23 protein-coding genes are annotated in these 24,794 nt (G+C 46.0%); all 23 read right to left on the bottom strand.

What is annotated here, in order from left to right:
* Positions 1-89 precede the first annotated feature (89 nt).
* The 23 genes from OGV75_RS21755 to wcaE all read right to left on the bottom strand — a co-directional run bounded on the left by OGV75_RS21755 (position 90) and on the right by wcaE (position 24,789).
* Positions 90-770 (bottom strand): glycosyltransferase family 32 protein, encoded by a 681-nt coding sequence (locus tag OGV75_RS21755; protein WP_053389920.1) that lies wholly within the window; start codon positions 768-770, stop codon positions 90-92.
* Complete coding sequence (locus tag OGV75_RS21750; RefSeq protein ID WP_200013579.1) at positions 767-1,636, bottom strand: glycosyltransferase family 2 protein; 870 nt, start codon at positions 1,634-1,636, stop codon at positions 767-769. Before OGV75_RS21750 ends, OGV75_RS21755 begins: the two co-directional genes overlap by 4 nt.
* Entirely contained in the window at positions 1,621-2,928 is a 1,308-nt protein-coding gene (locus OGV75_RS21745; RefSeq protein WP_142417506.1) for a flippase, read from the bottom strand. Before OGV75_RS21745 ends, OGV75_RS21750 begins: the two co-directional genes overlap by 16 nt.
* Positions 2,928-4,160, bottom strand: a complete 1,233-nt coding sequence (locus OGV75_RS21740; RefSeq protein WP_046275999.1) for an EpsG family protein — start codon at positions 4,158-4,160, stop codon at positions 2,928-2,930. Before OGV75_RS21740 ends, OGV75_RS21745 begins: the two co-directional genes overlap by 1 nt.
* A complete protein-coding gene (locus tag OGV75_RS21735; protein WP_053390243.1) occupies positions 4,153-4,968 on the bottom strand; it encodes a glycosyltransferase family protein in 816 nt (271 codons plus the stop codon). Before OGV75_RS21735 ends, OGV75_RS21740 begins: the two co-directional genes overlap by 8 nt.
* Positions 4,969-5,031: 63 nt before the next feature.
* A complete protein-coding gene (locus tag OGV75_RS21730) occupies positions 5,032-5,772 on the bottom strand; it encodes a glycosyltransferase family 2 protein (RefSeq protein WP_181603983.1) in 741 nt (246 codons plus the stop codon).
* A gap of 23 nt (positions 5,773-5,795) precedes the next feature.
* Positions 5,796-6,893: a CDP-glycerol glycerophosphotransferase family protein gene (locus tag OGV75_RS21725; RefSeq protein WP_053388862.1), complete on the bottom strand. Its 1,098-nt coding sequence runs from the start codon at positions 6,891-6,893 to the stop codon at positions 5,796-5,798.
* 15 nt (positions 6,894-6,908) lie between these two features.
* Positions 6,909-7,301 (bottom strand): FAD synthase family protein, encoded by a 393-nt coding sequence (locus OGV75_RS21720; RefSeq protein WP_046275979.1) that lies wholly within the window; start codon positions 7,299-7,301, stop codon positions 6,909-6,911.
* A gap of 297 nt (positions 7,302-7,598) precedes the next feature.
* Positions 7,599-8,489, bottom strand: a complete 891-nt coding sequence (gene galF, locus OGV75_RS21715) for a GalU regulator GalF (RefSeq protein WP_286481195.1) — start codon at positions 8,487-8,489, stop codon at positions 7,599-7,601.
* Positions 8,490-8,725: 236 nt separating this feature from the next.
* A complete protein-coding gene (locus OGV75_RS21710) occupies positions 8,726-9,721 on the bottom strand; it encodes an SDR family oxidoreductase (RefSeq protein WP_200013576.1) in 996 nt (331 codons plus the stop codon).
* A 148-nt stretch (positions 9,722-9,869) separates the two neighbouring features.
* Positions 9,870-11,264, bottom strand: coding sequence for a colanic acid biosynthesis protein WcaM (gene wcaM / locus OGV75_RS21705; RefSeq protein WP_286481193.1), 1,395 nt, complete (start codon positions 11,262-11,264; stop codon positions 9,870-9,872).
* Positions 11,265-11,275: 11 nt separating this feature from the next.
* Positions 11,276-12,496 (bottom strand): colanic acid biosynthesis glycosyltransferase WcaL, encoded by a 1,221-nt coding sequence (gene wcaL / locus OGV75_RS21700; RefSeq protein WP_286481191.1) that lies wholly within the window; start codon positions 12,494-12,496, stop codon positions 11,276-11,278.
* Positions 12,493-13,773, bottom strand: coding sequence for a colanic acid biosynthesis pyruvyl transferase WcaK (wcaK, locus tag OGV75_RS21695; RefSeq protein WP_286481190.1), 1,281 nt, complete (start codon positions 13,771-13,773; stop codon positions 12,493-12,495). The genes wcaL and wcaK overlap by 4 nt, the downstream gene beginning before the upstream one ends.
* Before the next feature lie 23 nt (positions 13,774-13,796).
* Complete coding sequence (gene wzxC, locus OGV75_RS21690) at positions 13,797-15,275, bottom strand: colanic acid undecaprenyl disphosphate flippase WzxC (RefSeq protein WP_286481189.1); 1,479 nt, start codon at positions 15,273-15,275, stop codon at positions 13,797-13,799.
* 1 nt (position 15,276) lies between these two features.
* On the bottom strand, positions 15,277-16,671 hold the full coding sequence (gene wcaJ, locus OGV75_RS21685) for an undecaprenyl-phosphate glucose phosphotransferase (protein ID WP_016156914.1): 1,395 nt from the start codon (positions 16,669-16,671) through the stop codon (positions 15,277-15,279).
* Between the two features lie 54 nt (positions 16,672-16,725).
* On the bottom strand, positions 16,726-18,096 hold the full coding sequence (cpsG, locus tag OGV75_RS21680) for a colanic acid biosynthesis phosphomannomutase CpsG (protein ID WP_065554140.1): 1,371 nt from the start codon (positions 18,094-18,096) through the stop codon (positions 16,726-16,728).
* 127 nt (positions 18,097-18,223) lie between these two features.
* The gene (gene cpsB, locus OGV75_RS21675) at positions 18,224-19,660 is read right to left on the bottom strand and encodes a mannose-1-phosphate guanyltransferase (RefSeq protein WP_053388855.1); all 1,437 of its coding nucleotides are present in this window, start codon (positions 19,658-19,660) and stop codon (positions 18,224-18,226) included.
* Positions 19,660-20,886 carry a colanic acid biosynthesis fucosyltransferase WcaI gene (wcaI, locus tag OGV75_RS21670; RefSeq protein WP_047359123.1) on the bottom strand — a complete coding sequence of 409 codons (1,227 nt, stop codon included), beginning with the start codon at positions 20,884-20,886 and terminating at the stop codon, positions 19,660-19,662. The genes cpsB and wcaI overlap by 1 nt, the downstream gene beginning before the upstream one ends.
* Positions 20,883-21,362 carry a GDP-mannose mannosyl hydrolase gene (locus tag OGV75_RS21665; protein WP_047359124.1) on the bottom strand — a complete coding sequence of 160 codons (480 nt, stop codon included), beginning with the start codon at positions 21,360-21,362 and terminating at the stop codon, positions 20,883-20,885. Before OGV75_RS21665 ends, wcaI begins: the two co-directional genes overlap by 4 nt.
* Positions 21,363-21,364: 2 nt before the next feature.
* Positions 21,365-22,330, bottom strand: a complete 966-nt coding sequence (gene fcl / locus OGV75_RS21660; RefSeq protein WP_172860503.1) for a GDP-L-fucose synthase — start codon at positions 22,328-22,330, stop codon at positions 21,365-21,367.
* A gap of 2 nt (positions 22,331-22,332) precedes the next feature.
* On the bottom strand, positions 22,333-23,454 hold the full coding sequence (gmd, locus tag OGV75_RS21655; protein ID WP_016156920.1) for a GDP-mannose 4,6-dehydratase: 1,122 nt from the start codon (positions 23,452-23,454) through the stop codon (positions 22,333-22,335).
* Between the two features lie 24 nt (positions 23,455-23,478).
* A complete protein-coding gene (gene wcaF / locus OGV75_RS21650; protein WP_016153587.1) occupies positions 23,479-24,033 on the bottom strand; it encodes a colanic acid biosynthesis acetyltransferase WcaF in 555 nt (184 codons plus the stop codon).
* A 9-nt stretch (positions 24,034-24,042) separates the two neighbouring features.
* Complete coding sequence (gene wcaE, locus OGV75_RS21645; RefSeq protein ID WP_275395411.1) at positions 24,043-24,789, bottom strand: colanic acid biosynthesis glycosyltransferase WcaE; 747 nt, start codon at positions 24,787-24,789, stop codon at positions 24,043-24,045.
* Positions 24,790-24,794 lie beyond the last annotated feature (5 nt).

Raw genomic sequence — 24,794 nt, 5'->3', positions numbered from 1 at the left:
ATTATATCGTCGGGTAGCAGAAGATGCACTTTAACTATAGCCATGCCATTGAAGATAATTATATGAAGTATTTTTGTTACCGCGAAAAACTATTTTATGTAATTTTTAATTTTTTTTATGATTCTCTCCGGCACTGAAAGCTTCCAGCTTTTAGCCCAGTGATGAATAGCATAGCAATCCTGAGTTATATAAATCAAAAGAAGTTGCTCACGTTTATTTTTACCGTAAGGATTAAATGGATAAAAATAATCCGCATTATAAATGGTTACATCTTTAACTGTGCTAAATGGCTGAGCTAAGTCACGCTCGATCCCCTGAGACATTAATAACTTCTTCAATAAAACAGGAATGGTAATAAGTCCCTTAGCCTCTGCCACATGATCTTTTAACTGTTCAAAGAGCCAAAAACCCGGTTCACAGCCCAATATTCCGCAACTGGGTGTTGCAATATCTTCTTCACCCAAGAAAGCAACGTTGTTAACCAATGGAGTTATGTCTTTAATAAGTTCCATATCAGTATCAAGGTAAATACCACCGAACCTTGCAAGTATTTGACAACGAATATAGTCAGTAGCAAAAGCATATTTCTTTTTTTTTAGCATTTCATCAACGTATTTATTCGTGCCAAAAACTTCAAAATATTTTTCTTCATCCCATAAATTAACTTCAAAACCTTTTGCATAAACTGACCATGTGCTCATGCAATCAGAATACATTTTAGGGAGAGGATTCCCTCCCAGCCAAATATAATGGATTATTTTAGGAATCAATTTTTCAATACCTTTAATAAGTTTTTCTTGAAAGAGGAAAACACTAACAACATTCTAAATATATAATATCTAATTAATGAAACCTTACTTTTAATAAAGTTTAAATTTTCACTATTCATCACCGGAGAAAAATGATATATCGTTTGCTTATAAATATTTAAATTGATATTTTTTAATAAAAGATTGGAAGTAACAAAAGCCAAGGTTCCCCGTTTGTTTTTCTTTAAAAGACTGTAGTAATTATGTGTCAAGCCATCTTCTAAATACTCACACAAATAAATAACTTTATTATTTGCAAGAAGATAATGTTCATCTAATATTTTATTCCAGCAATATGCTTCTGTCATAAATTTTTCATTATCAAAAATAGGGAATGGATTTTTTTTCAGCAAATCTCTCTTGAATACTAAAGCTTTATCTCCTTTTACCCCTGAAAAACATTTATAATCAAGGGTATTGCTTCTAAATTTTTCGCCAACAATATTACCAGAATCAGAAAAAGCTTTCAAATAAACCATTCCCGCACAGTACGGGTCAACTGCTTTTATAACATCATGCAATATTACAGAGATAGCATCTTGTGGAATAAAATCGTCACTATCAACAATATAAATCCAATCAAAACTTGCTTCTTTCACTCCTTTATTTACAGCTGAAGGTTTGCCTCCATTTTCTTTTTGGTGAAACTTTATAGTAAAGGGAGATGACAATTGAAATTCATGCATGACATCTTTAATATTATCCGTTGACCCATCATCTATTACGATCCATTCAAAATCATAGATATCTTGCTTGAGCAATGATTGAAATAAGTTGCCAATAAGAGTGGCTCTGTTGTACACAGGAGTGACTATTGAAACAGGCATTTTATTCTCGGATAGTTAGTAATAACTCGCCATGGTGTAAAAATATAGGCCAAGCTTTTTAGTTGCATGAAAAATAATGGCTTTGTTTTTTTTATGAAAAGGAAAAATACAAAGTTAGCTACGCAATAGGAGATCATCGATACAATAGCTGCACCAATCGCCCCATATATAGGAATAAAAATAATATTCAATATCACATTCAAAATCGCAGCTACCACAGTTTTATATATATCCAAATCAATCCAATTCCTGGCATATAGCCATTTTGATGAAAATGCACCAAGGAATATAAATAAACTTGTCCATATGTGAATAGACAAGATGTGAGAGGATAGTAACATTCCCTCGCCATATAAAATTTTCATAATGAACGGTGCGAGAAAAGTTACAACGATTGATGCAATCACAGTTAACAAACTTACCGCACCACAAATCCATTCAAGAAACAGGAACGCGTCATTTTCATTTCTATTAGCCAGTTGAACAATTTTTGGGAAAAAAGCATTCCCTATGATCCCGGCACACATAAACCAAATCGCTGAAATACGCAACGCTGCGCTAAAAGCGCCAGTTTCATTCGTTCCAACCAGGTGCTCAAGAAGCAAAACATCACACTGCGCAAATAATGAAACACTAACAGTTGAGATAATTAATTTCATTCCTAATGAAAAATATATCTTTACAGTATTTCTGTCTACCCCCCATTTACACCCTGGCTTAAACCAATAAAAATAAATGATTACACTCAATACTCCCTGAAATACATAGAAAAGTAGATAAGCATAAAAAACATACCACTCAAAATATATACACATCCATAAATAAATATATGATAAAGTAATACTAAAAATAATAGTGAAAGCTCGATACTTTGACTCCACTAAGGCACTGTAATGAAAATAAATAACTTTAGAAAACAAGCTCAATAAATTCGATATCAGGATTATTGACAAAAAGAATATAGCATACTCCATATGTGAATACGCAAAATATACAATTGCAATCATCGACAACATGTAGGCTACAATGCCTAAAAATTGCAGAAAAAGGGCAGAGCCAATTTCATTACCAGCCTTGTTTGGATTCTCAACAATTCGTTTGACAACGATAACATCTATGCCCAATAAGAAAAAAGATAATAATAGTTGAGAAAGATTGGTTATTGTTGCCCACTCCCCCAACGTATCCAGTCCGTATAATCTTTTTATTGCGGAAAAAAGTGAAAGCTGAAAAACAAGCATAAACACTCTATCACTTAATAGCCAAAAAAGATTACTAAGATATTTTTTCATTATTCGTTACCCTGATTTATATATTCAAGGCCATTGCTAAATGTGTGCATTAGGTAACTTATTATATTATACACATTTTCATTTAAAGGGCGCGACTCAAGGAATGTGTAAGAATTATTTCCTGCAGTAACATTAAGCATTAAGTACAGGAAAGGGATCAAGTTTATTCCTAACAATAAGCAACCGTAAAAATACTTTTGCTTAAATTTCATACCGGAATTAAACAAGTAATTTTTCAAAAAGAATGGATAAAGTGCAAATAAAATCATGCCTAATCTATTTGACAAGGCAGGGAAAGGTAAAAGTGTATAAAAAAGTACAACTTCTTTAATTAATAGGAATGAAATCAAGCGTTCCTTATTTCCTGACAGAAATCGTAACCGGCATATTATTAATAAATTAACGGTAGTAATTATTATGTAATTTACAGGTAATGTGCTGAATTTGTCATTTGAGGACACATCACTAAATCGCTGTAGAAGAAAATCGAAAAGCGGAGATAAAAAAAGAAATGAAGCTCCTAAAAATGAAAAAACAATAACAATCGGCAACGAAACCTTTTGCTTTCTAGTTAAACGATATGCAATATAGATGAGAATATTAATAGCAGCAGAAATATGAAAGAAAAAGCTAACTAGGAATAATGCCCATCGATATCTGGTCGTAGATTTTATTGCATAAAGAAAAATCAAGGTCGAGATAATCTGACGTAAAAAATATGAAGTAACTTCAATAAATCCCAAATTAAGGAAAAATAGGCCTAACAACATTACTCGGAATTTATTATCGATATCCTTTGTTATCGACGTCAACAACGCAACTATTAAGCAGTAACTTACTAACAATAAAGCCTGTTCATTAGCACCTGTAATATATCCAACAAATTTCATAAAAGCCAAGAACATAAATTCAAGACCTTTACCAAAACGCGGATAGTTGAAAACCTCGACACTTCCATCGTATATGCCATTATAAATAGACATATATTCGGCAATATCACTAAACGGTTTCTGCGTTGCAAAAAAGACAATTATTGTTGTGGCAACAAATATCAGGGATAATCTTCGGGCCAGAGGACTTAAAAGTGGAGATAAGAAAACCAAAATTATTACAGATAATAGAGGGTAGTAAAATATTAATAAGGAAAAAAATGCACTTAAAATCACCGGAAGATATTGCGTCATCAAAATGTTTGGGATTTTATTACTCAATCCGCTTGTTCCTTTAAACATTTTTAAAGCACCCTCTTATGAGAATACACAACGCTCTAATTTTTGGTATTTTATTATCAATTTTTTTCTTTTCCAAGATGAACTTTTTAAACCAAAAAGCAGTCACAAAAAGAATTCCTGTGACATTCCCCAGGCATCGTTTAAATATAGCACCTCGAGCTGCTAATGTGTTCTCATCAGTATAAATTCTAATACCTGAACTTTCTAATGGATGTATAGTAACAGTAATTGGCAGAAATCGTATATGATGATTATGACTAAGGGCATCCGATAAGAATATCGGTTCTTCACCAGCAGAATAAACACTGCCCAAACCAAAGCGTTCATCAAATCTTATATTACTTTCTTTAACCAGAAAAATATTTATGCACATTTCAATTGAGGATACGCTAAAGACATCAAGCCTTTTGAGTTCATAACTTTCTGGTTTATATTTCTTACGAAGGTGATTTGCTTCATCACAGCTTTGAAACTGATAGTGAGATGAATGTTCTTCTTTAATCAGGTACTGGCTTAACAGTTCTAAACCATCATTTCTATAGTAAACATCGTCATCACTGATAATTAAATAGTCTATGCCCAACGTTATTGCTTTGTCTAAAAGAACATTCCGACTTTTACTTAAACCTCGTTCATTCTTGGTTATAATATATACATTTGATAGTTGCGTAAGCATTTTATCTATTTTTGTATCAAAATTATCCTGATGTGATATTATAACAACAACATTGGAGCTTATGTTTTTAACTTTGTCATAAAGATCATTTATACTCTTACCAACTGTCGAAATTCCAATTGCTAATTTCATGTTGCATCATTTCCCTGTTTATTTAGAAATTTATTATTTGAGTCACATCATTAACGGTAACATTCATACTCGTTTTGCAAGCCCTAAATAAACATAACAAAGGAAGTAATATATCGACTTTATTACAGGAAGATGTAACACCTTTCGGTAAATAGTCCACTGCCATGTCATTACGATTAATTTATTAGCCGAAACAGAATTTTTAGAAAGTCTATAGTATGCGAGATTCTCCTGAATACAATAAGCCTGCCTACTTTTTGCGAAGATCTCTAGCCACATGACATAATCTTCGTGGCCAATTGTTTTTTGATAAAACTTACCTAATTTCTTCGCATTATATATACCGGTAAGATTACCAATATAATTACTTTTTAACATATCATCGAAATTTATTATTTCCGGAGAAATTCGTTTGTTAACTACATTTGAAATATCATCTTTAAAGGTGGAGTAATTATTTGCAACAACATCCCAGCCTTTATTTAATATACTTAATTGCTTTTCAAGTTTTTGAGGGTGCCATAAATCATCGCTATCTAGAAAGCATATATATATTCCATTACATGCCTCTATCGCTTTATTTCTGGTTTCAGCCACCCCCATGTTAGCTTCATTCTCTAAATATGTGATTCTCTTGTCAGAAAATGACAAGATTATTTCCTTAGTACGGTCTGTTGAGTAATCATTAACTATATATAATTTAAAGTCACTCTCACTTTGCATTAACACAGAATTGATACTTGCTGCGATAGTTTTCTCTGCATTATATGCAGGCATAATAATTGAAAAAATTTCATCTACCATTTCTAATTCCAACACTATGATATTTAAAGCTTGCAGATTGCAAATTTATTATAAATATTTTCTAGTGCCGAAGTATTGTCTCCACAATAAAATTTGTAATCGATATTTTTACATCTGCCATTACGTGATTCCAGCAGAGTATTTTTCAACATTTGAATATCACGAGGTTGCCCAGAATAAAAATGCTCTACATTAATATAAGCTTCTCGTTTATTAAAATAATCGATTAGATCTGGCACATAAAAAATACATGGTTTTTGCTGTGGGAAAAATTCAAAACACACACTAGAATAATCAGTTATCAAACAATCAAAACCTGATAATAACTTAACAATGTCTTCTGATTGCTCCAGGAGATAAATATTACCATTCACAGGAATTTCTTTTGTTTTGTTATATTTAATGTCTAAAGGATGCAATTTACAGAAAATCTCAATATTATTTTCCTTAAAGAACGCATGTTCACTGATAAAGCTATCAATAATCTCTGAGACTGTACTACTGCCATCTCTCCACGTTGGCATATACAACACTTTGTAGACAGAGCTGGTGCCAGCGGGATTTCCTTTATTTAAGGCATAATATTCGTATGATTTTGCAATAGATGGCGTGCCTAATTTTAGCACTCTTTGCGATGGCAAAGCCATCGACTGAGATAAATGTTTACCAAGCTCACTATCTGAAGTAACAAGATAATTATAAAATAAATTTATTCTAGCTTTGAGTATTTTTTTTAAAAGCACATTTATGAAACAATATTTGCTTTTTTGATAATCACCACGATAATCTAGCAAGATTTTTTTTATTGGTAATCCATGCCATAGCTGTACACGTTGATTAAGGAAAAAAAGAAAAGGAAGCCGACCAACGCCATGCGTGAGGAAAATATAACGTCCTTGGATCAATTTTAATAACGTAGAAAAATATGATTTTTTTAGATGATCATTAGTTATAAATAATACACATTCACCTTTCTTTTCAAAATATTCAAAAACATACCTAACATTGCCTACATAGCCAAGTGGAGAATAAAATATGTAATATTTTTTTGAAATCAAACGATTGAAAGGAAGTAGCACCATAAGAGTTATTAACTCTAGTATAATCCTGATATATTTCATTAATATTTCTCTTTCCTACCTTTTACTACATATCTCAATTATTTCTGTAGTAGAAACTGAAGGTGTCCTTGGTAAATAAATCACTTCACATGCAGGTTTAACCCAATCAAATCGCCCTTCCCAATCATCCCCCATCACCAAAATATCCGCATTATATCTTTTTATATATTCTAGTTTCAGTTCTAATGATTCTTCTATAAATACCTCATTGACCACTCTCAGTGAAGAGATAATTTTCACCCTTTCCTTTTCATTATAGACTGGATATCGTTGTTTTTTAGAGAAATTGAGTTCATCCGAAGATACACCCACAATAAGATAATCACCAAACTCCGCAGCTCTTTCTAAAATATTAATGTGGCCTATATGAAATATATCAAATGTCCCAAAAGTAATAACTTTCTTCATTTTTTAATCCTCTAAAATTGCTACACCACATTTAAACACGCTACCGCCCCAGGCTTAACAGCTACCCGTGCACTATTTGACAAATTATCCACGTCGCCAACTATTCCCTCAACAAAACGAGTGATTCAGGCGCTGTTACTTATCACTACAACAGTCTACCGATAACTTTCAAAGGTTATAACGCCCAAGATTACTGCATTTTCTCACGGGCAAAAACATAAAAGGTAGCATGCACTCCATAAATAGAAGATGTGGAGTACAAGGCTACCGCATTTCAATGAAATGATTAGGTAATACTTAGGAGAGCAAGGATTTGATGCTTTCCCTGAACTTCGCCCCTTCCTTCAAGTTCCGTAGCCCATACTTCACGAACGCCTGCATATAGCCCATTTTTTTACCGCAGTCGTAGCTGTCGCCCGTCATCAACATCGCATCAACAGATTGTTTTTTCGCCAGTTCTGCAATAGCATCCGTTAACTGAATTCGACCCCAGGCACCTGGCTGGGTATGCTCGAGTTCTGCCCAGATATCAGTAGAAAGCACGTAGCGTCCTACAGCCATCAGATCGGAATCAAGGGTTTGTGGTTGATCAGGTTTCTCAATGAATTCAACGATACGGCTGACTTTACCTTCGTTGTCTAAAGGCTCTTTGGTCTGAATGACAGAATACTCAGACAGATCGCCTTCCATTCGTTTTGCCAACACCTGACTACGCCCGGTTTCATTGAAACGTGCCACCATGGCAGCGAGGTTGTAACGTAGCGGATCTGCACTTGCAGTATCCAGAACGACGTCTGGTAATACCACAACAAACGGGTTATCCCCGATAATCGGGCGAGCACAAAGAATTGAATGACCCAGCCCCAGCAGCTGAGCCTGACGAACGTTCATGATAGTCACGCCAGGCGGACAGATCGACTGCACCTCAGCTAATAACTGGCGCTTAACACGCTGCTCAAGCAATGACTCGAGTTCATAAGAGGTGTCGAAATGGTTCTCAACCGCGTTCTTAGAAGCGTGAGTCACCAGAACGATTTCTTTGATACCTGCAGCTACAATTTCGTCGACAATGTATTGAATCATCGGCTTGTCAACGATCGGTAGCATCTCTTTCGGGATTGCCTTCGTGGCCGGCAACATGTGCATCCCAAGGCCCGCTACCGGGATAACTGCTTTCAAATTAGTCATTCTCTCTCCTACCTCATAACGGCTGATAAAGTATAGACTTTAGCCGTACGTTAGCCAGTATTGCTGGCTCCATCCTCAACACGAAATAACCGGGTTAAGGTCAACCGAATGCAAACACTACACTTTACCAGCACCGAGATGAACTCAGATTCCTCGGAAACGTACCGATAGAGTCGTATTTTTAACATTCCGAAAAGTCATAGTTAACTGAGCCCCTGATACTCTACAAACAACAATCACTCTGAGACAAATGTGATGTCATCTTTCTTATCGTGTAAAAATTCGTATTTTAAAGTGCGATCCAGTCCTTGGGACAATGTGTAAGGAGCGACAAAACCAGAGGAATGGACTTTTGTTGCATCAAACTGTGTTGTGGCACAGAACTTCTTCACGCGCACAGAGCTGACAGCATATTTTTTGCCTGTCACTTTTCCCAAAATATCAAAGCAATAACCGCCTAACATGCCTAAAGCGTAAGGTAAGTGTGCTGAGGGGATTTTTTTACTTAAGCTCTGTTCAACTTCGGTAACCAGTTGATTCATATTGAGATCAGGTTTATCAACGTAATTATAAACCTCATAGCCAGCAGTCACATTCTTCAGTTTATACTTGATAAACTCAACAATATTACCCACATAAGCCATTGATTTATAATTCGTACCCGCCCCAACCATCATAAACTTACCGCCAGCGATTTGCTTCAGCAGATTATAAACGTTGCCGCGGTTGCGTTCGCCAAAGATAACCGTCGGGCGGATAATGGTCAGCGAGCGTTCATTTGGAGCTTTGGCATGCCATTCACGCAGGACTTCTTCAGCTTGCCACTTACTTTTACCGTAGTGGTTGAAGGGATCGTGAGGATGATTTTCATCAGGGTTGGTTTTGTTCAGGCCATAAACCGCGACAGAACTGGTGAAAATGATGTTCTTTACATCATTTTTCTCCATAGCGGCCAATACATTGCGCGTCCCCTGAACATTCACATCATAGTAGAGTGAAGTAGGACTGACATCATCACGGTGTTCAGCCGCTAACAAAACGACTGTATCATAGCCTGAGAGCGCCTGATCCAGGGCTTGTTGGTCGCGAACATCGCCAATCTGCGTAATTTGTGGGTAGAAGTGGCTCTGTTGTTTATCAAGATTCTTGATTTCAAAATCTGTAATTGCCGTTTCCAGGAGTCTGGTACCCACGAATCCGGATGCACCGATGAGCAAAACTTTATCGTTCATAAATCACTTTGTCTGTTCGTAACACAAGAAACATATGATAAAGATGAGCGTCTCCCCTGAGTAGTCAATGCTGCCCAGCCCCAGCTTTAACAGTAATTGAGTGATTATAATCTTTTAGCCAATGATATCCAGTAAGATTATAGTGAGGTTATCCCCCACGTCCCGGGAGTCGAAAATTCACCGCTTCGACATTCACCACCTGATGGTTTACCCGGTCGATGTCAACTGAGCTTTGCCCGGTTTCGTTTACCGCATGGACATTTGCCAGCGAGAGTAATGTGTCCTGTTTTGCCATAAACTTGCCGCGCACATCCTGACGGAGATCGAAGTGCATCTTAAGTGCGGGTCCCGTTACAGATTGCTGCATCACTTTGATGTTACGTAAAAAGAGATGCTGCGGTTGGTTGTGTAACTCGAGCGTGGCACGCTTCATTTCCACATTGGTAATCGCCACAAATGATGTCGCATTACCCGAGGAGATCTGAATACCGCGCAATTTGTATTCACGTTTCGTATTATCCAGATGAATATTATTTAACTTAAAGTTTTGTGGAATGGATAAATAACGCCCTTTGATTACGCCGTAACCAATGAGCATACCAGCGCTATTCTCCATATTGATATTATCAATTACGAAATTATCACATCCGTAAATAGCGACCGTCGCATTATCAATGCCCGCTTTCTTACTGAAATCCGGGGTGATATTTCGCGCGGTAATATTACGAATAATAAAGTGTTTGCCGTTCTCCACATGGACTAACTGTCGGCAGTCGCTACCAGTGATGTTCGCTACCACAAAGTTTTTTACCGCCAGTTCATCGGGATAGGTATTGTCATAGGTACTCCCCGCCAGACCGATGCCAATGCCCCAGTTCACGTTGCCGTTGGTACAGTTGATACGTTCAATGACATGGTCAGAAATGAGGATATTGCTGTCGTTTATCGCCACATTCCACTCGATAGCATCACCCTGTAAATCGCTAAAACGGCTGTTCGTGATCTTTACGCCGTCCATTCGGTTATGAAAACCCTGACGCAAAATGCCATAGTTAGCGCGCGTGACGGTAATATCATCGATAATCAGATTACGCATCAGCCTCGAGGTTTTACCGCCGATATAGATTTGCGTCACCGGACCGAAACCGCTCATGGCAATCCCTATTATCACACAGTCCGACCCCCGCACATCGAGGGTAACGTTCCTCAGGCTCCCGCCCTGCTCGCCCATCACCTTGCATCCATCCTGCAGAACAAAGCGCCCACGGCCATTGCCGCTAATTCGCCCTTGCAGAAATAGCGTTTTGCCAGGCGGGATAACAACTGCGGTATTGAGATCCTTACATTCCAGTCCATTTGGTACGACTACCGTTTGTCCTTCTTTGAACGCCTGCCTGAAAGAAGCGACCCAATCCTTTGGGTTGTAATCTTGAATGTTGACGCTGCCCGATGATTCAAGCGCCCGGACAACGGGAGTATGCAGTACGACAAGCGCAGAGCCTGCCGTCAGAAAAGTACGGCGTGAGAGTTTGTTCTCTGACATACAACCTCGATTTACATCGTTTGCAGCAGACTGGCTAACTGTTTATTGATCGCTAACTGATTAAATTCAGTTTCAATTTTTTCGCGCGCGCACTGCACAATCGGCTGTACCTGTTCACTGTCGAGCAGGCTGAATGCCGCTAATCTCTCTGCCAGTGCCTGCGCATCGTTTTCCGGTGCCAGCCAGCCAGACTTTCCCGACTCGACCAGCTCCGGGATCCCACTGTGGACAGTAGAAATTACCGGTATACCTACCGCCATCGCCTCCATCAGCGCCACCGGGATCCCCTCCATATCGCCGTCTCTTCCGGTGATCGACGGCAGCAAAAATACATCCGCCTGCTCAAGCATTTCCTTCACCTGATGGCTGGGTTTAAAGCCAGGCATCTCAATCACATCATCAAGTTGATATTGCTCGATCAGCGTACGCAGACGACGCTCCCAGGGGCCAATGCCAAGGATGCGATAACGGAATGAGACGCCCTGCTCTTTCAACTGACGACAGGCTTCGATGGCAACGTGCAGTCCTTTTTTCTCAGTTAACCGGGCGACAGAGATAATCTCCAGCGGTGCGGCTGGCGATTTCAACTGGCGGGGCGTAAAGCGCGTCATATCGATACCCATGCGCGAGACCGCGATTTTCTGAGGCGGGCACCCCATATTTTTTAAACGTCCGGCCCAGAGGTTGCTGATAGGTAACATCAAATCCCCACGTTCAAACAGTTGCTGATATTCAGGGGTGTAGTGGGCAAGCACATCCCGATGCGAAACATCAATGCCGTGAAATACCGTGGCGATTTTGCCGCGAATCATCCCTAGCTCACGCAGTTTGGCGGCCGTTACGCCTGCGGGTCCAAAATGAGCGATAAACACATCCGCTTCAAACGCCCGCGGATTCCCACCGCAAATGGCCGCCAAAATCAGATTGCGCGCCTCATCGCCATAGCGTGAAACATTCAGCGCTTTCCAGGTGGCTGCGCGGGTAATACCGCGCAGGGCCGCCACTGCCCTATACTTAAGCTTCGCCAGTTTGCTGTTCGGCTCATTCAGTAACCAGCGCGTTTTTTCACCCAGACGGTAGGTATTAAATGAAGCATGGGTATTTTCAAGATCGCCCTTGTGCAACGCGACAATTTCCACGTCGTAGCCCATGTCGATAAATGCGGTAATCTGATTGAGTACAAAGGTCTCGGAGGAGAGCGGAAATTTAAGCAGGAAAAAGCCAACCTTCATTTTTCCCCCTCAATACGCGTTAAAACCGATTGCACCATGTTCACCCCACGTTCACGCTCACGCCTAACCGCGTCGCCGAGACGTATGTTCAGCTCAGGTAGCTGTCCGAGAGCATTGGCGACCTTTCCTTCCAGGCTGCCATCGAGCAGATGGCGAATATCGACGGCCATCTCTGCTAACCCCAGTTGTTGCATGATCCCTGCCGATTTATGCTCATAATTAATGGCGATGGCTGGCGTCATAAAATTCATCGAGATGATGGCCGAGTGCAAACGAGTCCCCACAGTCAGATCGCATGCAGCCAAAATTCTCCCCATCTCCAGGTCGTTGAGTTCATCCATCACCACGTGATAACGGCCCGGGTCGTTAATATACTGGCGCAGGTTCAACGCCACCATGCGGTCATCTTTGTTGTAACTATCAATACCGGTACAGGTTGACAGCGCTATCACCTGGTAACCTTCATCAAGGATGCGGTTCACTACCCCAGCAAAAGCTTGCTCATAGGCCTGCTGCGTAGTCCCCAGACGCTTATCAAAAGGAGCCAGCTCACGCAGAGTAATGGCAACGGTCTTCTGTTTTGCCGCCATGTGTAACCAGTGCTGTACGGCATAACCAGGCTCATAATCCTCATCATGGTTATTTACCAGCCAGGCGGTATCTACCCCGGTTTCGACTTTATCCGTGTTTATTGCACTGCGCTTCATCAGATCCAGACTGACGGATTCACGCAAAATCAACGCATTACAGTGTCCAAAAACGTAGTTCGCCAGTTGATTAAACTGTTCATCCTGGAATGGCCCCACGCTGTGGCCAATCATGTACAGCGGTTTTTTCGCCATAAACGTACACAGGGCATGTTCAAACTGCGGTACGCCATACAGATCGACAAAAAACGATCCGCCGACCTGGATAATGGCGTCGTAGTGCGACAGCAGACGAACAAAATCGGTAAACCCCTGGGCGATCGCGATATTGCGCAGATTACCGGAATCGGTGACACGCGAGAGCAGCACCTGATGCTGATAGCGACGACGCAGCACCTTCTTCACGCGTCCCATGACGCCCGCGGCGTTATTGTGTTGCTTCATCTGCGAATACAGCGGATCGCCCATCACCGGGCGGTTCAGCAACCACGAAGAACTCACCGGATAACGGCTCATAACATCCACTTCAGTCTCAGGACGCAACGCGTTAATGGCATCCAGCAAACCGCGCAGTATCGCGCTATCCCCACGGTTCCCACAGGTATGGTTGCCTAAAATTAATAGTTTCATTATGACCTCTTAAAGCGTTGTTCTTATCCTGCACGAAGCAAGATTTTCATTTTTTCACTGCGGCAGAGCTGGCGTTTTATTTCCACCACTAACGGATGGCGCGACACCACAATCATCGCCGCAAACGCCAGCGCTCCTGCCGCTACCTGGATCCCCAGTAACGCACCTGGCGACAGTTGGCTGCGCAGCATTACGTCCAGCGCATAGCTCACCACAAGGGTAGGTAAAGAGAGATATAACGGCAGCCACAGACTGAGCATGTACTGGCGGTAGCTGGAGCCAAGAACAGGTTTGATCATCACGAAGTAACTGAGGATCGTGTTAATCACCTGGACCAGCAAAAAGCCCAGCGTCACGCCAATCGCCCCGGCCTGATGACCACCGATGAAAATGGCGGGAATAAACAGAAAGGTTTTGAACACATTGAATTTGAAGCTGATGTCGACCCGTGCTTTCGCCATCAGCAGTGAACCGATCGGATTCCCCACAGAGCGCAGCAGTCCAACAATGCACAGCAGTTGCAAAACGGGAATAATACCGTTCCACTTCTCGCCAAATACCAGCGGCACCACATTGTTCGACACCACCATCAATCCCAGTAGTACCGGGAAGTTAATGATCCCGACCACCGACAGCAGCTTGTAAAAATTCACCCGTAGCTTTTCACTGTCGTCCTGAATTTTGGCAAACGCCGGAAACAGGACACGGGTAATAATCGGGTTCAGTTTGATCGGGGGAACAACCGCCACGTTCCAGGCGAGATTGAATCCGCCCGCCACACCTGCGCCCAACGTTTTGGCTAAAACCAACGTGGAAAGGTTGGTATTGAGGTAATTGATAATGCTGTCTGCCGTCAGCCACGCACCAAAACGCAGGTTCGACGAAACGGATGCCAGCGAAAAATGCAGCCCCGGACGGTAAATCCGGCGACCAAAATAGCCGAACAGCAGCGTTCGTAGCGTACTGTTCACCAGATACCCGAGAATGGCCGTCAGCGCGAGCGGCCAGAAATGGGCGCTGACCACGGTAAAGGTAAAACCGGCCAACACCGAACTGGTTTCAATCATGCCAATTTTGTTGAAGGCCAGCTCTTTTTGCATCAGCGCGCGAAACTGCTGCCCGTGCGGTATCACCACAAACGCCAGCGATAAGGTTTTGATGAGTGGCGCCAGTTCGGGATTATTGAGCACGCTGGCAATCGTCCCGCTAAGCAGAAACATCGCCACACATACCACCATACCCAGCCCAACGTTGAGCCAGTACAGCGTTGTCAGCTCAAGATAACCGATGTCTTTGCGCTGAATAATTGAATTGGCGATACCGAAATCCGACAGCGTATCGGCCAGCGCAATGATCACCAGCGACACTGTTAACAACCCAAACTGGTGGTTATCAATAATCCGCGCCAGGACGGTCATCTGGATAAGTCCCAGACCAATAATGATCACCGTAGCAATCGCCGACCACTTTGCGCCATTAAGCGTTTTTTCTCGTAAGCTCATGTTAATACGCCGCTTTGTTCACAAAGCCTTTGAATACCGTCAGAAAAACAATTTTGATATCGAACCACACGCTCCACTCGCGAATGTATTCGAGGTCAAACTCCACACGTTTTTCCATTTTTTCCAGCGTATCGGTTTCACCGCGCCAGCCGTTGATTTGCGCCCAGCCGGTAATGCCCGGTTTCACCTTATGGCGTAACATGTACCCCTCGATCAGTTGGCGGTACTGTTCGTTGTGCGCTACCGCATGCGGACGTGGCCCGACGATAGACATCCCCCCGGTCAGGACGTTAATAAACTGCGGCAGTTCATCGAGCGACGTCCGGCGCAGGAAATTTCCCACAGGGGTAACGCGCGGATCGTTTTGCGTCGCCTGCGTCACCACCGCGTCGTTCTCCATCACTTTCATCGAGCGAAACTTCCAGACTTTGATCGGCTTCCCGTCCATGCCATAGCGGGTCTGGCGGAAAATCACCGGACCTTTGGAGGTCAGTTTTACCAGCAGCGCAATACCACACAGCACCGGGGAAATAAGCAGCAGGATCAGTGAAGCCAGCACGATATCTTCCGCGCGCTTTAACAGGCGATTAATCCCCGAGAGCGGCGTGTCATACAGCGGCACTACCGGAACGCCGTTCATCTCTTCAATCCGTGAATGCAGGATGTTGAAGGTAAAGACATCAGGAATGAGGATCACCGAGCAGGTGGTGTCGGCCAACTCACGCACCAGTTTTTTTACGCTGGCGCCATCGCTCATCGACATGGCGATATAAACGTTATGAATGCGTGAAGCTTTGGCGTCGTCCACCAGTTGTTGCAAATTACCGGCCCAGTCGCGGGAGTTTTTTCCAGGGATTGGGTCGTGATAGACCCCCGCCACTTCAAATCCCAGCCACGGTTCATGGCGAAAACTGTCCAGCAGCATTTGTCCGGCGGGCAGGTCGCCAGCCACCGCCACCCGGCGGGTGTTGTAACCACGATTACGCAGCCACCCCGCACCGTAGCGAATAAACGAACGACTCAACACCAGGCCGACGCTTGAAAGCAGATACCATGCCAGCCAGACGGCGAGACGGTTATCGAAATCGTTATTAAAGGCGATCAGACCTGCGCTAAAAATCAGACTCAGCGTCCAGTTTTGTAGTAACAGCACCAGCTCAGTGGAAATTTTGACGCCGCGCCAGGAGCGATAAAAATCCGTTATGCCACCGAGCATCTGAAAAACGACCAGCGTGATCAGCGCCACCAGCAGGTGCATATACAGGAAAGGCAAACCGCTTAATTCGCAGATCACCCACAACCCGCCAAACATGATGGTGATATCTGAAAAGCGTTGCACCATCGAAATTAACGACGCATTGGTTTTGGCGCGTTCGCGCTTTTTTAGATGTGTCATCGTGGTTCCTGTTAGTCACCCTTTGCCCATAAGCGGGCAAAGGAAGCACCGGCATTACTGATTCAGTAACGCCAGAAGAGTGCGCGTTCGCGCTTCCATCAACGGAATATCTCCGCGCGATTCCACGTTCAGGCGCACCACCGGTTCGGTATTGGAAGAGCGTAAATTGAAGCGCCAGTCGACAAACGCCATGCTGATACCGTCCGTTCTGTCCACCGTCAGCGCCTCACGGGAAAAGTGCTGCTCCACACGCGCAATCGCTGCCGCCGGCTCTGCCAGCGTGCTGTTGATTTCCCCACTCGCCGGATAGGCCACCATCCGGTCACGGACCAGTTCACCCAGCGACTGTCCTTTCAGACTCAGCAGTTCCGCCACCAGCAGCCACGGGATCATTCCGCTGTCGCAGTAAGCAAAATCACGGAAATAGTGATGCGCGCTCATTTCACCGCCATAAATGGCATCTTCATGGCGCATGCGCTCTTTGATAAACGCGTGCCCGGTTTTTGACATCACCGGTTTACCGCCTGCCGCCGTCACCACATCCACTGTGTTCCAGGACAGGCGCGGGTCGTGGATAATTTTCGCCCCCGGATTCTTCTCCAGAAACGCTTCTGCCAGCAGGCCGACAATGTAATAGCCCTCAATGAACTGACCTTTTTCATCGAACAGGAAGCAGCGGTCAAAATCACCGTCGAAGGCAATCCCCATATCCGCACCGTGTTCAATCACCGCATTGCGCGTGTCGGCCCGGCATTCCGGCAGCAGAGGGTTGGGGATACCGTTGGGGAAGTTGCCATCCGGCGTATTGTGAATTTTGATGAACTCGACCGGCACCCCCAGCGCCTGAAAACGGGCATCAATGGCGTCAACCACCGGACCTGCCGCACCGTTGCCGGAGTTGAGCACCAGCTTCATCGGTTTCAGGCTGCCGGGATTGATGTAACCCAGCAGGTGGTCGATGTAGGCATCGCGGGTAGTAATACGCTGGTAGTGGCCACGTTTTGTCGCATCAACCGCCGGGAAGTCGTTGGCTTCCGCCAGGCGCTGCACGTCGCGCAGACCGGTATCACCGCTGATGGGCCGCGCCCCTTCCCGCACCAGCTTCATACCGTTGTAATCCATCGGATTATGGCTGGCGGTCACTTCAATACCGCCGTCAATGCCAAGGTGGAAGGTGGCGAAGTAAATCTCTTCGGTGCCCGACATGCCAATATCCAGCACATTCACCCCCGCGTCCTGCAGCCCTTTCGCCAGCGCCAGCTTTAGCGTCTCGCTGGTCAGACGCACATCGCCGCCCAGAACGATAGATTTTGGCTTCAGGAACTCGCCGTAAGCGCGGCCAATGCGCCACGCGATCTCTTCATTCAGCTCTTCGCCCAGCCTGCCGCGAATATCGTAGGCTTTGAAACAGGTTAATTTCGTCATGATTTCCCCTTCTTCAGGCAACAGTTAGCCCTCTCCTGACTGGAGATATTTTCCCCAAAATGACTAGCCGTTAGTTTTTAGGCCGGATAAGGTGTTCACGCCGCCATCCGGCAACGATGATGTTGTGTTACGCGCGCCCGTAGCGATCCGCAAACCGCACCACATCATCCTCATCGAGGTAAGATCCGGAGCGCACTTCAATCAGATCGAGCGGGATTTTCCCGGGGTTCTCCAGACAATGGGTCGCCCCCAGCGGAATATAGACAGACTCGTTTTCAGCAAGCAGTTTGATATCATCATTGATTGTCACCTTCGCGGTACCGGCAACCACAACCCAGTGTTCAGCCCGGTGATGATGCATCTGCACAGACAATCCCTCACCAGGCTTGACGGTAATTCGCTTCACCTGGTAACGCTCTCCGGCATCAATTGAGTCGTACTTGCCCCACGGACGATAAACTTCGCGGTGAATATGATGCTCATGACGCCCGTCAGCCTTAATTTGCTCTACCACTTTTTTGACGTCCTGCACCGCGTTGCGATCGGCTATCAGCACCGCGTCTTTGGTCTGCACCACCACCAGATCTTTCACCCCGACGGTCGTCACCAGGCCGGATTCGGCATACACGTAACTGTTTTCCGTTTTGTGGCTAATGACGTCGCCGTGATGCACATTGCCTTCAGCGGTATGGGCACTAATTTCCCACAGCGATGACCAGGAGCCAACATCGCTCCAGCCTGCGTTCATTGGCATCACCACCGCATCGGCGGTACGTTCCATTACCGCATAGTCCACAGACTCTTCCGGGCAGGCGAGAAACGCCTGTTCATCAACGCGGATAAAATCGAGATCGGGGTCGACCGTGCTCATGGCGTTCTCACAGGCTTCAAGAATATCGGGACGATACTTTTTCAGTTCTTCCAGGTAACGTCCGGCCCGGAACAAGAACATGCCGCTGTTCCAGTAGTAGTCGCCGCTCGTCACGTAAGCCTGCGCGGTTTCCAGATTGGGCTTTTCAACAAACTGTGCCACCTCAAAAGCCACGGCGTCGGTATTCGTCGGCGAGACCTCCCCCCGGCGGATATAGCCATAGCCGGTTTCCGGCTGGTCCGGCACGATACCGAACGTCACCAGCTTACCCGCTCCGGCATATGGCATCGCATTGCGAACCGCCTCGCGGAATGCCTCTTCGTTGGCAATCATGTGATCGGCCGCCAAGACCAGCAGCAGCGGATCCTCACCCGGACTTTGACGTTTTGCCGCCAGCGCGGCCAGCGCTATCGCCGGTGCCGTGTTACGCCCGGCAGGTTCGAGAATGATGTTCTCAGTCAGTTTGTGCAGCTGTCGTAATTGTTCCGCTACGATAAAACGGTGTTGTTCATTACAGATAACCACCGGGCTTTCGCACTCCACGCCGTTCAGACGGCAAATCGTCGTCTGCAGCATGGTGAGATCGCCTTTCAGGCACAGGAACTGCTTTGGGTACAGCACGCGGGACAGTGGCCATAAACGGCTCCCCGAGCCACCGGCCATCACCACCGGAAAGAGTTTGCTTTGACTCATCATGTACCCCGTATATCTGCAAGAAATTGACTCAGCACGTTTTCTTTATCCAGCGTGCGTTCGGCATAATCACGTGCCACCGTGTTTACTTTTGGCATCATCAATGCCCGTTTAATACCGCAAACCAGCGCGTTTACCGACTCCGGCTCCACGCACACCGCAATGCCAGGGTGAGCGTCACAAAGCTGACCCAGCTCGGTTTCAGGTTCGGCAGTAATAACTGCGTTACCACCAACAGCGAGGATATTGGTCAATTTGGAGGGCAGTACGGCATCAGCCGCACCACGCTTTTGCACGACCAGATGACAATCCGCAATCTTGAGCAACGCTGGCAGCGCGTCATATGATTGCAGCGGAAAGAACATCACGTTGTTCAGGCCGCGTTCGCTGGCCATGCTCTCCAGCCGCGCTTTACCACCGCCCTGCCCGACAATCACAAACAGCCAGGGGTGTTCGCTCAACTCGACCGCTGCGTCTATCACGCTCTCCAGCCCCTGCTTTTCACCGATATTGCCTGAGTAAAGAACGATCTTTTGATCGGCAGGCAATCCCAGTTGCCGGGACAACGCCAGGGCATCGGCGTCGCTCACATCACGAAAGCGCGTCACTTCCGACCAGTTCGGAAAGAAAATAACCTTGTGCGGCGCAACGCCTTTTTCCATGGCTTTGTGCATCATGGAACGGGAAATCGTCGAAATATGGTCCATATTCAACAGCCCACTGCGCTCAAAGGCGCTGGCCAGTTTTGCCACCATACCGCGCGTGCCTTTGCCCGCCATTCCTAGCCCCAACATGGCATCGACTTCGTAATCCTGAACGTGCAATAGCGTACGTGCGCCACAAAGCTTTGCCAGCAGGCGCATGCCCGGCGTGCAAAACAGCGTCGGCACTACGCCGATAATGCGATCCGGCTTCCAGCGACGTTGCGCCAGTAGCGGGAAAAAACTGCTCAGGGCGAAACTGCCCAAATGCAGCAGGCGCTTGAGCGTTGAGGGTTGCTCAGGCACATACAGCGGACAACGCCAGACGAGGGCGTCGCCCTCTTCGCGACGGTAGCGCCAGGATGAATAACTGCCGTTTACCTTCCACTGGGGATAATAAGGCGGCGCGGTGATCACCCGAACGTCATGCCCCTGCTGCGCCATCCACTCCACCATTTCACCGGTGTATTTGCCGATACCGGTCAACTCCGGCGAATAGTTGATGCCATACACGAGGATCTTCATAGCCCGGGTACTCCGGCCTGACTTGTTTTACAGAAGTAAGCCCGACTGTTGTCGTGCACGTGGTCACTGGCCAGAATCTGTGTAGACGCCATCCATCGGTACGCATCATGTTGGACATTGGGCAGTAGCAAGTCGTTTTCCGACACCCGCAGACGAAATCCCAGCACGATGTAATGCGTTGAGAAATCATCCCCAGAAAAGTTGTCGTCATAGAAGTGCTGCCAGACACCGTAAAACTCCGCAGCGGACAGCGGTAAACGTAACCCCAGCTCCGTTTCGGTAAGCCGCTCAAAGGCCACGTGCAGCGGTTCATCTTTTTGCACCCGACCGCCGGGCACGAACCAGTAACCCTGCGCCGGACGATTGAGACGCTTACCGAGCAGAAATTCACCGTGGGTGTTTTCCACGATCAAATCGATGGAAATCAGCGGAGTTGAACGTACTACGGTGGCAAAATCCTCATGACGTAAAAACATGCTTACCCCCGGTAGCGCTGCTGGTTTTCAAGGAACCACTGCCAGGTACTGGCAAGCCCCGCTTCCAGTGATATCTCGTGATACCAGCCCAACTGATGCAGACGCGTAACATCGAGCAATTTGCGCGGCGTTCCATCCGGTTTGCTGGCGTCGAACACCACGCGCCCCTTGTAACCCACGACCTGCGCGATGGTTTGCGCCAGTTCGCGGATAGTGCAGTCCACGCCGGTCCCCACATTGATATGCGACAGCATCGGCTGGGTATATTCCTGCAAGACTTCCTGAGCCAGCTCCATCACGTGGATACTGGCCGCTGCCATATCGTCAACATGCAGAAATTCACGCATTGGCGTCCCGCTTCCCCACACCACCACATCCGGCGTATTGTGCTCGCGAGCGTCATGAAAGCGGCGCAGCAGCGCCGGGATCACATGCGAATTACTCGGGTGGAAGTTGTCATGCGGCCCATACAGATTGGTCGGCATCACCGAGCGATAATCGCGGCCATACTGGCGGTTATACGATTCGCACAGCTTGATCCCGGCAATTTTGGCAATCGCATACGGCTCATTGGTCGGTTCCAGCTGCCCCTGCAACAGCTCGCTTTCGGCTATTGGCTGGGTGGCTTGTTTTGGATAGATACAGGATGATCCGAGGAACAGCAGTTTATTCACGTTATGCAAATGCGCAGCATGAATAATGTTGCTCTCAATCATCATGTTTTCATAAATAAAATCAGCAGGATAAGTATTATTCGCTATGATCCCGCCGACTTTAGCCGCCGCCAGATAAACCTGGTCAATACGTTCAGTGGCAAAGAACGCCTGCACCGCACTGGCGTCCAGCAGGTTAAGTTGGTCGCGGGTACGCAGCACCAGCTCGACATTATCTCGCTGCGACAATTGTCTGACGATGGCGGACCCCACCATCCCGCGATGGCCCGCCACAAAAATACGTTGTGTCTTCATCCTCAGTACTCCAGCGCGATGGCGACCTCGTAACCGTGCGACTTCAGCAGGGAATGCTTCTTCGCTGCTTCAAGATCGTTGGCAACCATTTCCGAGATCATCTGGCGCAACGTGATTTCCGGCTTCCAGCCCAGTTTTTCATGTGCTTTGGCCGGATCGCCCAGCAGCGTTTCCACCTCTGCCGGACGGAAATAGCGCGGATCGACGGCAATCATGACATCCCCAGGTTTCACACCCGGCGCGTCGTGTCCGGTTACGGAAACCACAATGCCTTTCTCATTCACGCCCTCGCCTTCAAAGCGCAATTTAATCCCCAACTGAGCGGCGGCCATTTCCACAAACTGGCGCACGGAATACTGCACGCCGGTGGCAATCACGAAATCTTCCGGCTTGTCCTGCTGCAGCATCATCCACTGCATCCTGACGTAATCTTTGGCATGCCCCCAGTCACGCAGCGAATCCATATTGCCCAGGTACAGGCAAGACTCCAGCCCCTGCGCGATGTTGGCGATCGCACGCGTAATTTTGCGCGTGACAAAGGTTTCGCCGCGGCGCGGAGATTCGTGGTTAAACAGAATGCCGTTACAGGCATACATACCGTAAGATTCGCGGTAGTTGACGGTTATCCAGTAGGCGTACAGCTTAGCAACGGCATACGGCGAGCGCGGGTAGAACGGCGTGCTCTCTTTCTGCGGGATTTCCTGTACCAGACCGTACAGTTCAGAGGTGGAAGCCTGATAAAAACGGGTCTTCTTTTCCAGGCCGAGGAAGCGGATAGCTTCCAGCAAACGTAAGGTGCCGATAGCATCGACATCCGCGGTGTATTCCGGTGAATCAAACGACACCGCGACATGACTCATGGCGCCGAGGTTATAGACCTCATCCGGTTGCACTTCCTGTAAAATACGGGTCAGGTTGGAGGAGTCCGTCAAATCGCCATAGTGCAGATGGAATTTGGGATTGCCCGAATGCGGATCCTGATAGATGTGGTCCACTCGTTCGGTGTTGAATGATGAAGCGCGGCGCTTAATACCGTGTACTTCATACCCTTTTTCCAGCAGGAACTCTGCCAGGTAAGAACCATCCTGCCCGGTTACGCCAGTGATGAGAGCGACTTTTGACATGTTATTACCTCTTAAATGATCCCCTCAGGGAGTAACTTTCTCGACGCGTTCGCGTGTGACTATTGCGGGATTTCCCCGACAAACGACATTGGCTGGCAGCGATTTAAATACACTGCTGCGTGCTCCGACGACGGTGCCATCGCCAATCGTCACGCCAGGCGCGACAAAGACATCTGTCGCCAGCCAGCATTTATCACCAACTACAATTGGTGTGGCGTTAATATCAAAATGTTGACTGGCATAATCATGACTCCCGGTGCATAGATAACTTTTTTGTGAAATAACCGCGTGCGCACCAATCGTAATATCACCCAGCGTATATAAAACCGCGTCATCACCCACCCAGGAATAATCTCCCAGGGTTAATTTCCACGGATAAGTAATTTTTACTGAAGGTCGAATAACTACGTTTTTTCCTATTTTTGCGCCAAACATTCGCAATAAAAACGCACGCCAGCGATACATTACCTGCGGGGACCAGCGAAATAATGTGGCTTGCACTGCCCACCATAATTGCACTTTAATGGCACCGCCGCCGCGAAAACCTCCCGGCACGTTGAAGCCGCTTAAATCCTGCATAATGTACCCTTACGCTTTTCCATATAAGGTTTTTGTTTTACCGGTTGTGCGCAGACGTAAATATTCTGACAACCCGGTCCAAAAACCTGGCATGTGTAATATCTGGCGCTGTACCTTTTTTGCATCCCGGCACAATTCCAGATTATTCGTCGTTGACACCCCACCCATGGAAAACTCTGACACCAGCCCGCTCAGCTTTTTAAACGCGTAACCTGACTTATATAATTTGGCTGCCAGCGCGTAATCAGACGATATCTTATATTGCAAATCATAGCGCCAGACATTCAGTCCAGAGAGAGGAAAGAAGATGGCCTGATGGCTGGCGGGAAGGCTGTGATAAATATACCAACCCGGCTTGGCCCGCCGCTTAATTTTGTTACCATTACCGAAATCCAGCAACGCATCGCCAATGACCATCGCTTTATCGCTCTGCGTTTTTAGCTGGCGGATAAAATGAGCCGCATCTGCATGCAAAATATCCCCGGAGTTGAGGAACAGCGCAAACCGCCCGCGCGCCATAGCGATACCTTTGTTCATTGCATCATAGATGCCCTTATCCGGCTCGCTGACAAACCGTAACCGGTGCTCTCCACTGAGCCCTTCAAGAAAGGCCGAGGTACCGTCAGAGGAGCCGCCATCAACAACAATCCACTCAAAACTGATATCACCCGCCTGCGCCAGATAAGCTAACGACGCGTGAGTTTTGACGATCCCTTCCAGATTACGAAAGGCGACGGTAATAATACTGAGCAGCATGCGTT

This window comes from Citrobacter sp. Cb028 (assembly GCF_030336705.1).
In the GTDB taxonomy this organism is placed as follows: Bacteria; Pseudomonadota; Gammaproteobacteria; order Enterobacterales; family Enterobacteriaceae; genus Citrobacter; species Citrobacter braakii.
Note: the sequence above shows the minus strand (reverse complement) of the source record. Positions and strands in the feature narration are given on the sequence as shown.